The organism is Marinicrinis lubricantis, from assembly GCF_042658665.1.
GTDB classification, from domain to species: domain Bacteria; phylum Bacillota; class Bacilli; order Paenibacillales; family KCTC-33676; genus Marinicrinis; species Marinicrinis lubricantis.
In genome coordinates, this window is sequence record NZ_JBHSQV010000158.1 from 24,174 (window position 1) to 34,521 (window position 10,348).

Consider the following 10,348-nt stretch of genomic DNA (forward strand, 5'->3'; position numbering starts at 1 on the left):
ATCTATGATAAAAATATTTCTATGAATTTTTGATGAATCGGAGCAGGAAGGGGGAGGAATCAATGAAATGGTTTGTCGGTTTAGGAAACCCCGGTAAGCAGTATGAGGACACAAGGCATAATGTCGGTTTTATGGCGCTCGATCAATTTGCCGAGCAGTGGGGACTATCCTTTAATAAAAAACAGTGCAGAGCAGACATCGCAGAAGGACATATTGATGGACAGAAGGTTGTCTTAATCAAGCCGATGACATATATGAATCTATCGGGAGAATCGGTTAGAGCTTTTCTAGATTACTATAAAGCGGATCTGGAAGAAATGGTGGTGCTTTATGACGATTTGGATACTGAAGTAGGGAAGATCCGCCTGAGATATCAGGGCAGTGCGGGCGGACATAACGGAATCAAATCGATTATACAGCATGTAAGTACTCAGCAGTTCAATCGGATCCGGATAGGGATCTCCAGGCCAGAAAAAGGATGGAATATTGCCGACTATGTGCTTTCTTCCTTTCCTAAATCAGAGAGGGAGCCTCTGCAAGCCGCGATAGATCACACCTGTGCGGCGATGCGGGCGATGCTGGATGATCCGTTCGAGAAAGTGATGGGAAAGTATAACGGCTAAAGTTTACTTGTTATGCGGCAGGGCTATACTGGAGTTATAGCTTCCCGGCTGCCGGCATACATTAGGTTTACATCCAGTTTAGAGGGAAGTTATTTTTGCATGAAAATGAGATGCAGTCATACCCCGAAGATGACCCGACCAGAATTGGATCTAGTCACTTTGGGATATTTTTGTGGGGAGGTTCCTTAAGTAGATGCTCGAAACACTTCAAAAGTATTTTGTGCAAGATTCTGATTTTGCTTCCATCGTGGCGGGCATCCAGTCGGGGATGAAGGAGCAGCTGGTATGCGGACTGGCGGGATCGTCTCGTCAGGTGATGGCAGCCGTGCTCCATCGGGAATTGAATAGATCGATGGTTATTATCACGCACAACATGTTCTCCGCCCAAAAAATTGCTGAAGATATGGAGGAGCTGCTGCCAGAAGGCGATGTGCTGCTTTACCCTGCCAATGAGATCACGGTCACCGAATCCGCGATTGCCAGTCCTGAGATGCAGGGGCAAAGGATTAAGGTGCTTTCTAAACTAGCAGCCGGCTTTAGTGGCGTCCTTATCGTTCCTTATGCCGGTGTGCGCAAGCTGCTTCCAAGTAAGGAAGTATTCGCTGCTAAACAGCTGACAATTAAGGTAGGAGAGGAAATTTCAATTCAAGCTTTTACCCAGCATTTAGTGGAGCTTGGTTATGAGCGAACGGATCGGGTCGAAGCACCGGGTGAAATGAGCGTCCGAGGCGGGATTGTGGATTTTTATCCATTAGAAACGGAACACGGCTATCGAATGGAATGGTTTGGAGACGAGATTGATTCGATTCGTTCTTTTGACCCCGTGGAACAGCGCTCGACGCAAACCCACGAATGGATTACCATTATTCCTTGTCGTGAAATTATATCGGATATAAAGCGCTTCCAAAACGCGGCCGACCATGTATATGATTTGCTGCAAGTCCAGCTTTCTAAAATGAATGACAGATCTGCTAAGGAAAAACTGCTGGAGGTACTCGGAAAAGATATCGAGATGCTGCGCCAGCAAATGTATTTCCAAGGTATTTTTAAATATATATCCTTGCTGTATCCGGAGCGGCATACGCTGCTTGATTATATCGATCCAGATAGCTTTATTCTCATGGATGAACCGATGAGGCTGCTGGAAACCGCTAAGCAAATGGAGAAGGATGAAGCGGAATCCGTGGCTCTCATGCTTCAAAACGGGGAATCGCTGCCGAGCCTTGTGCTGAGCAAAACGTATGAATCGCAATTTCAGTACGGGAAGTTTTCTGTTTTGTATTCGTCATTGTTTTTAAGACAAATTCCCCAAACTCAACCTCAAAACATTGTAAATTTCATGTGCCGCGCGATGCAAAATTTCCATGGACAGATGAACGTTTTGAAGGCAGAAATGGAGCGCTGGAAAAAATCAGGCACTGATATTTTGATGCTCGCCAATGGTGAGGATCGGGTTGAACGATTGAAGCGGATATTGCGCGATTATGATATTGAAGAGCCTAAAGTTTTAAACGGTAACCTGCTGGCCGGTTATGAGTTTCCTGCAGCAAGGCTGACGGTCATAACCGAGGGCGAGATCTTTTCGCAGAAGCAGAGAAAAGCGAAAAAAATTGAGAAAAAGATGGAGAATGCAGAGCGGATTAAAAGCTATACCGAGCTGAAGGAAGGCGATTATGTCGTTCATGTCAACCACGGTATCGGTAAATTCGTCGGCATCGGCACGCTGGAAATTAACGGAATCCATAAAGACTATATTCATATTATGTATTCCGGCGGTGACAAGCTGTCGGTTCCGATAGATCAAATCCATCTCGTTCAGAAATATGTAGGGGCCGAGGATAAAGAGCCGAAAATTTATAAATTAGGCGGTACAGAGTGGACCAAGGCGAAGAATAAAGCGCGTTCCTCCGTAAAAGACATCGCCGATGATTTAATTAAGTTGTATGCGGAAAGGCAATCGACGCAGGGGTATGCGTTTTCCAAGGATACGCCTTATCAGAAGGAATTTGAAGGGATGTTTCCATATGAGGAGACAAGGGATCAGCTCCGAGCGATAGAGGAAATAAAGAAGGATATGCAGAAGCCGTATCCGATGGATCGCCTTCTGTGCGGAGACGTAGGATATGGAAAGACGGAGGTTGCGATTCGAGCTGCATTCAAGGCGGCCATCGAAGGCAAGCAGGTTGCTGTACTGGTGCCGACGACCATTTTAGCACAGCAGCATTATGAGACGTTCAAGGAGCGCTTCAGCGATTATCCGTTCCATATTGAGGTGCTCAGCCGTTTTCGAAGCCGCAAGGAGCAGAACGAAACGACGAAGGGGCTGAAAGCAGGTACCGTTGATATTGTGATCGGGACGCATCGATTGCTTTCCAAGGATATGCAGTTTAAAGATCTAGGATTGCTTATTATCGATGAAGAGCAGCGATTTGGCGTGACGCATAAAGAAAAACTGAAGCAGCTGCGGACGAATGTGGATGTGCTGACCTTGACAGCAACGCCGATTCCGCGGACGCTGCATATGTCGATGCTGGGCGTCAGAGACTTATCTGTTATCGAAACGCCTCCGGAAAACCGTTTCCCTGTGCAAACCTACGTGCTGGAATACAGCCCGACCTTGGTGCGGGAAGCGATTGAACGGGAGCTGTCACGCAGCGGCCAAGTGTATTACTTGTACAATCGAGTGCAGGGGATATACCAAATGGCTGAACAGATTTCCATGCTCGTTCCCGACGCACGGGTTGCCGTCAGTCACGGGCAGATGTCGGAGCAGGAACTCGAAAAGACGATACTCGATTTCCTGGATGGCGAGTATGATGTGCTGGTCAGTACGAGCATTATTGAAACCGGCGTGGATATTCCGAACGTGAATACATTAATCGTACATGATGCGGATAAATTAGGCTTGTCCCAGCTGTATCAATTGCGGGGACGTGTAGGCCGTTCCAATCGAATTGCCTACGCATATTTTACGTATCAACGTGACAAAGTACTGACGGAAGTGGCTGAAAAGAGATTACAGGCGATCAAGGAATTTACGGAGCTCGGCTCAGGATTTAAAATCGCGATGCGGGATTTGGCCATCCGCGGAGCGGGTAATTTACTTGGATCGGAACAGCACGGTTATATCGCCTCTGTCGGATTTGACATGTATTCGCAAATGCTGGCGGAAGAAATTCAAAAACGGAAAGATTTGATGGACGGCAAAGCGGAGCCGGAGAAGAAGGCCGTGTCTACTCAGATCGATATGAATATCGACGCTTACCTTCCTTCGGATTATATTTACGACAGCATGCAGAAAATCGAAATATACAAAAAGGTCGCCGCCGTTCAGTCGCTGGATGAAGCGGATGATCTGCTGGATGAACTGATCGATCGGTTCGGAGACCCGCCACAGGCGGTTTCTAATTTAATTGATGTTGCAAGACTGAAGGTGTATGGCAGCTTATATCGGATCTTGTCTGTCATTCAGAAGGGCGATGAGATTGTCATCACGATCGATCCAGAACAGAACTCGAATATTGACGGTCAAAAGCTGTTTGAGATCAGTCTCCAGTACGAGAAGCGGATGAAGATCAGCGCCGGCTCGGAGATTAAAATATCTGTCGGCTGCAGAGGCATGAGCAGCGAGCAAGCGATGGAACTTTTGCTGCGTTTTATGGCACAATATACAGAAGTACTAAAATCGAAGGGAGAACTTCAAAATGCGGCAACCTAAACGAAACATTCCATGGTTGGTATTACTGCTGGCCGGCATCCTTCTCTTGTCCGCATGCGGCGGGAACAATGAGAATAATCAGAACTCCGCTCAAGGCGGAGGAGATGGCCAAGCTGTAGCCGAATATACGCTGGAAAAAGACGGCGGCGAAGTCGTGAAGGTGACACAGGAGGAATTTGATCAATTTAAGGGAATGAAGAAGGTGAACGATCCTTACTTTGAGCAAAGGGCCGCCCTTAGCGAAACTTTTGAAGAAGACCTGCTTAAACAGTACGTAGCAGTGAAAATTCTTGAATCGCAAACATCGGCGGAGGAAATGGATCAATTGAAGAAAGAGGCGGACGAAGCATACGCCACCATTACGGAGCAGCTGAATGCGAATGAGCAGCTGAAGGAGCAGTGGAATAGTCTGCTCGAATCCAATGGGCTCAGTGAAGAAGAGTACAAGCAGTATATGCTGCTTCAAAACAATGCCATTACACAGCTTGAAAAGAGTATCACTGAAGACGAAATGAAAAAACAGTACGAGGAAAGAATCGCCGCCGATCCCTATGCTTATCTGACCAGCGCATCGGTGAGCCATATTTTAATTACAGCCGGAGACACACGTACGAGCGATGAAGCGCTGGAGCTGGCGGAGGAAGTCAAGCAGAAGCTGGATGACGGCGGGGATTTTGCTGCTTTGGCTCAGCAGTATTCTGAAGACCCGGGTTCCAAAGATAATGGCGGTTCTTATGTAGATGCCGATATTAATCAATGGGATGCCGATTTCCGCAAAGCGGTATTGGAGCTGCCAGTCGGCCAAATTAGCGATCCTGTAGAAACGCAGTTCGGATACCATATTATTCGCGTGGACAAGCGGGATGTGCCGACCTTCGAGGATGCATCCGTACAGGAGATCGTAAAGGGTGAACTCGTGGAGAAGAAATTCCAAGACTTTTTAGCGAATGATCTAGGGTCTTATTTGAAGGAAATCGATTTGCCTGAAGAATAGGCAGTTTAGAAAAAGGGGATTCCACTTTGTGGGATCGCCCTTTTTTTGCGAAAAAATAAGATTCGTGCGGCTTAGAGCACCAAGACTAGAAATCCTCCCTACAATTTCCGTAAATGGCTTCAATGCATAAGAAAATGGGAGCAGAAGAATACTATGGTCAGTAACAAAAAAACAATACACGTATTATCCAGTGAACAAATCTCCAGGAAAGTGAGGCAACAAGAAGCATGAAAGCAACTGGAATTGTGCGTAGAATCGATGACCTCGGAAGGGTTGTTATACCTAAAGAAATACGGCGTACGCTGCGCATTCGCGAAGGAGACCCATTAGAAATATTCGTAGATCGCGACGGCGAAGTGATACTGAAAAAATATTCACCGATCGGGGAACTAGGCGATTTTGCCAAGGAATATGCGGAGTCATTATATGAAAGTACTGGACATACAACCATGATTACAGATCGGGATCAAATCATTGCGGTGTCTGGCGCATCGAAGAAGGAATACATGGAGAAGAGTGTCGGCACCATTGTAGAAATGAGCATGGATCAACGTAAAACGATGGTTGAGACCAATTCGGGTCAATATGATGTCATCAAGGATCAAAACGAAGAAATCAGTTCCTTTGTCATTGCTCCGATTATTGCTGGCGGTGATCCGATTGGTGCTGTACTGCTGCTCAGCAAAGATGAATCGGTGAATATGAGCCAACTGGAAATCAAGATGGCTGAAACAGCGGCAGGTTTTTTGGCGAAACAGATGGAACAATAGCTCGAAGAAGCTTGGCAAGGCGTTCCATGCGTATGCGGATGTGGAATTTCCGGCATCGACAGATATCTATCGGATCGCTTCCGTTCCATGAGTCGCAGCGTAAGTCTGCGGCAAGAGAGGAACGGGAGCGTTTTTTTTGTACATAGGAATGGTACTCCACTGCATGTTCCCTAGAAAGCACAAATGTTGATCGCTTTTGAAGCTGCCTCGTTTGGGATATAATGGGGATGTCTACAAAGGAGGTGCCTGATGAAAGAGCATATTCCTTCACGCGTTCATCCCGCGGCTTCGCTGCTCCGGGGAGCGGCGGTATTAGGCGCTGCGGCGATGGTCTCCAAGCTGCTAGGCGTACTCCAAAAGGTACCTCTGCAAAATATTGGCGGCGATGAAGCTTTCGGAATCTACTCTATTGTATATCCGTTTTATACGCTCATCTTATTTTTAGCGACGGCGGGCTTTCCGGTCGCTGTGTCCAAATTTGTGGCGGATTCCGTAAGTGTCGGCGATACGGCAGAAGCAGGTCGTATTCTTCGTCACGCCTCTATATTTTTATCGATAACGGGCTTTATTTTTTTTGCCTTTCTATATTTCGGTGCGGATTTGATTGGAACATGGATTGGAAACCGCCACACGGTACCGGCGATTCAAAGTGTAGCCTTCGCGCTATGGTTCGTTCCCCTGATGTCTGTCTTGCGGGGTTATTTTCAGGGAATGCAGAACATGATTCCAACAGCCGTTTCTCAAGTATGGGAGCAGCTGCTGCGAGTGACGGCAATGGTCGTCTTTTTATATTACACAACCTCTAGGTCCATGAGCAGCGATATGGTTGCTGCGGGGGCTACACTGGGCTCAGCCGTAGGTGCCTTGACAGGGCTCCTTGTCATGCTTTATTACAGGCTCAAGGAAAAACGAAGTATCCGTTTGTCTTCTCGGAATCATCTCGACGTCATGAAGGAGAAAGTGCATCCGCCTCTCTCGTCAGTCCAGCTCTTTAGAAAGCTGATGGCATACGCGATTCCCGTCTGTCTGGGGGCGGTCGTAGTCCCAATTCTGAATATTGTCGACACCTTTAGCCTGCCAAGACTGCTCGCTGTGCAAGGATTCTCGGAACAGCAAGCTGTAGAGCAATACGGTGTTTATGCCAGGGGCCTGCCGCTCATGCAGATGGTGTCCATGCTGTTTAGCTCCATGTCGGTGGCGATTGTTCCGGCCATCGCAGAAAGCAAGGCAAAGAAGGATTGGGGCGGCTTGTCTTCTCGTGTTGGGAATTCACTGCGTATAAGCTGGATCATCGGTCTGGCTTCTTCTGCCGGGCTTGCGCTGCTTTCTATGCCGGTGAATGTGATGCTCTATAAGGATGCTGTCGGAACATGGACGATCTTCTTGCTCGCATGGACGATCGCCTTCAGTGTGCTAAACATTGTGACCTCCAGCGTTCTGCAGGGGCTGGATGCTGTAAAAATCCCAGCCCTTCATTTGCTGGCCGCAGCAGGCGTGAAGGTTCTGCTTAATGTGTTGTGGGTTCCTCATTTCGGCATACGCGGCGCGGCACTTTCTGCGGTGCTCAGTTTCGTCACAGCGGCCGCATTGAACGTGATATACTTGGCTCGGCGCAATTATATCCAGATTCGGTTCAAGGACGACCTATGGAAACCGATCGCCTCCACCGTGGTTATGGCCGCTGCAGTATGGGGCTGGAAGGAAGGCGTGGACTACAGCATGGGTTTGATCTGGCCGGATCTATCCGCTAGAGTGACAGCGACGGCTGTAACCTTAACCTCCGTGCTGATGGGTGCGCTGGTGTATGGAATGGCCTTAATCAAGCTGGGGGTTTTGAACAGGGATCAACTGAACATGATTCCTTTGATCGGGAACAAGCTGGCAGCTAAGGAATTGAAATAGAGGCAGGTCACAAGGAGAGGAGAGAAAAGAAATGGCAGCAAAAATCATCGTCGTCGGCCTAGGCTCCGGTGACGAAAAACAGCTAACGCTCGGCATTGTGGATATCTTAAAGGAGGCTAAGAAGCTGTATCTTCGGACGGAAGAGCATCCGGTAACGAGGTGGCTTAGAGAGCAGCAGATTGGATTTGATACATTCGATTCGGTATATGAGCAGTTTGACGATTTCACGGAAGTATATGAAGAAATCTGCCACCGGTTAATGGAGGAAGCGGAGCACTCCTCGGATGCGGTTGTGTATGCCGTTCCAGGCCATCCATCGGTCGCTGAAACGACGGTCATGCTGCTGCGGGAGCAGTGCGGTCATAAGCGAATTGAATTGGATATTCAGGGAGGGGAGAGCTTCCTTGACCAAGTATTCCTCCGCTTGGGCCTCGACCCGGTGAACGGATTCCAACTGCTGGATGCCGGACGCATGCATCACAATCAGCTGAATCCTCGTTTACATACAATCGTGACACAGGTGTATGATACGTTTACCGCTTCTGATGTGAAGCTGACGCTGATGAACATATATCCCGACAGTATGGAGGTGACGGTTGCCCATTCTCTGGGGATCCAGGGTGAAGAAAAGATGGAGCGCGTTCCTTTATATGAGATTGACCGTTTGCAGTACGGCAATCGTTCGCTGATCTGGATTCCGAAGCAGGAAGAGGATGAAGTGCTGAATCGGACATTCGATCAGCTTGTCGACATCGTGCGGGTACTCCGCAGTCCTGAAGGTTGTCCATGGGATCGGGAACAGACGCATCAAAGCTTGCGCAAATATTTAATTGAGGAAACCTATGAGGTGATCGAGACAATCGACGATGACGACCCGGCTGCGATGGAGGAAGAACTAGGCGATGTGCTGCTTCAGGTCATGCTTCATGCACAGATTGAATCCGAAGAAGGCGGATTTGATGTATGGGACGTCATTCGCACGTTGAATGAAAAGCTGATTCGCAGACATCCGCACGTTTTCGGAGCGCGTTCCGCGAAAAATGTCGAAGAAGCTTTGACGAATTGGGACGAAATGAAAAAGAAGGAGAAGGAAGGAAAAGCTGCAGAAAGTAAAGCGACATCGCTGTTGGACAGCGTTCCGAGAGGACTTCCCGCTCTCATGAAGGCGGTGGAATATCAGAAGAAAGCGGCCAAAGTGGGCTTTGATTGGGAGAGACTGGAGGACGTACTGGATAAATTGAGCGAAGAAGTTCAAGAATTGGAGGAGGCTCATCGATCCGGTGAAGCACAGCATGCAGCTGAGGAATTGGGTGATGTTCTATTCGCCGCAGTCAATGCTGCGAGATTTCTGAAGATCGATCCAGAGGCTGCTTTAAATCAAACCAATCGCAAATTTAAGCATCGATTTGGTTATATCGAGGAACAATTAAGGTTAAAAAACAAAGATTTGGAAAATACTGGCCTAGAAGAGATGGAAAATCTCTGGCAGCAAGCAAAAAAATACGAGTTTTGAAAAAAAACTTTGGCGAAATAGCAGGAATTTCCTCGCAAAGGCAGAATATTATCCTCGAAAGCCACATTAAAAATAGGGTGCGGACACTGATTCGTTCGCATTAGCATGAATTAGGAGGCAAATGAAAGATGAACAAAACAGATTTGGTAAACAACATTGCTGCGAAAAGCGGACTTTCCAAAAAAGACGTTGAAGCCGTATTGAACGGTTTCCTTGGTGAAGTAACGGATGCACTTGCAAAAGGGGATAAAGTGCAATTAATCGGTTTCGGTACTTTCGAAACTCGCAAACGTTCCGGTCGTGTGGGACGCAACCCGCAAACAGGTAACGAAATCAAAATCCCTGAAACCGTTGTACCTGCTTTCAAAGCTGGTAACAAATTAAAAGAAGCTGTAAAATAATGCGTTTGGATAAATTCCTAAAGGTTTCCCGTTTAATCAAACGGCGTTCGGTCGCTAAGGATGTATCCGAGGCGGGACGCATTTGGGTGAATGGCCGGGAAGCCAAGGCCAGCAGTAACGTTAAGGTTGGAGACGAGTTGCTCATTCAGTTCGGTCAAAAACTGGTTACGGTTCGAGTGGATAAGATTGTGGAAACCACGAAGAAGGAAGAAGCTGCTGAAATGTATACGGTACTCAAAGAAGAAAGCCGTACAAATTCGCCAGAGGAAGAAGATTAGACCTGCTTCATGCAGGTCTTCTTTTTTTCTGTGAAAGCCGTATTTCCTCGTATTACCGTTGTCGCTGGAACAAAGCGGGGGCCAAGAACACTTGAGTCTAAAGAAGGCAACAGGATGCCCGGTAGAACGAATTTCGTCTACAAGGTATA

The 10,348-nt window shown here is 47.6% G+C and carries 8 protein-coding genes; all 8 read left to right on the forward strand.

The window, feature by feature from the left end; translation table 11 throughout:
- The first annotated feature begins 62 nt into the window (after positions 1–62).
- The 8 genes from pth to ACFPXP_RS12960 all read left to right on the forward strand — a co-directional run bounded on the left by pth (position 63) and on the right by ACFPXP_RS12960 (position 10,199).
- The gene (gene pth, locus ACFPXP_RS12925) at positions 63–623 is read left to right on the forward strand and encodes an aminoacyl-tRNA hydrolase (protein ID WP_379894669.1); all 561 of its coding nucleotides are present in this window, start codon (positions 63–65) and stop codon (positions 621–623) included.
- Positions 624–816: 193 nt separating this feature from the next.
- Positions 817–4,341: a transcription-repair coupling factor gene (mfd, locus tag ACFPXP_RS12930; protein ID WP_379894670.1), complete on the forward strand. Its 3,525-nt coding sequence runs from the start codon at positions 817–819 to the stop codon at positions 4,339–4,341.
- Entirely contained in the window at positions 4,328–5,335 is a 1,008-nt protein-coding gene (locus tag ACFPXP_RS12935; protein ID WP_379894671.1) for a peptidylprolyl isomerase, read from the forward strand. The genes mfd and ACFPXP_RS12935 overlap by 14 nt, the downstream gene beginning before the upstream one ends.
- Before the next feature lie 227 nt (positions 5,336–5,562).
- Positions 5,563–6,105, forward strand: coding sequence for a stage V sporulation protein T (gene spoVT / locus ACFPXP_RS12940; RefSeq protein WP_379894672.1), 543 nt, complete (start codon positions 5,563–5,565; stop codon positions 6,103–6,105).
- Between the two features lie 249 nt (positions 6,106–6,354).
- Positions 6,355–8,007, forward strand: a complete 1,653-nt coding sequence (locus ACFPXP_RS12945; RefSeq protein WP_379894673.1) for a putative polysaccharide biosynthesis protein — start codon at positions 6,355–6,357, stop codon at positions 8,005–8,007.
- 31 nt (positions 8,008–8,038) lie between these two features.
- Positions 8,039–9,520, forward strand: coding sequence for a bifunctional methyltransferase/pyrophosphohydrolase YabN (locus ACFPXP_RS12950; protein WP_379894674.1), 1,482 nt, complete (start codon positions 8,039–8,041; stop codon positions 9,518–9,520).
- A gap of 128 nt (positions 9,521–9,648) precedes the next feature.
- Positions 9,649–9,921 (forward strand): HU family DNA-binding protein, encoded by a 273-nt coding sequence (locus ACFPXP_RS12955; protein ID WP_379894675.1) that lies wholly within the window; start codon positions 9,649–9,651, stop codon positions 9,919–9,921.
- Positions 9,921–10,199 carry an RNA-binding S4 domain-containing protein gene (locus ACFPXP_RS12960; RefSeq protein WP_379894676.1) on the forward strand — a complete coding sequence of 93 codons (279 nt, stop codon included), beginning with the start codon at positions 9,921–9,923 and terminating at the stop codon, positions 10,197–10,199. Before ACFPXP_RS12955 ends, ACFPXP_RS12960 begins: the two co-directional genes overlap by 1 nt.
- Positions 10,200–10,348 lie beyond the last annotated feature (149 nt).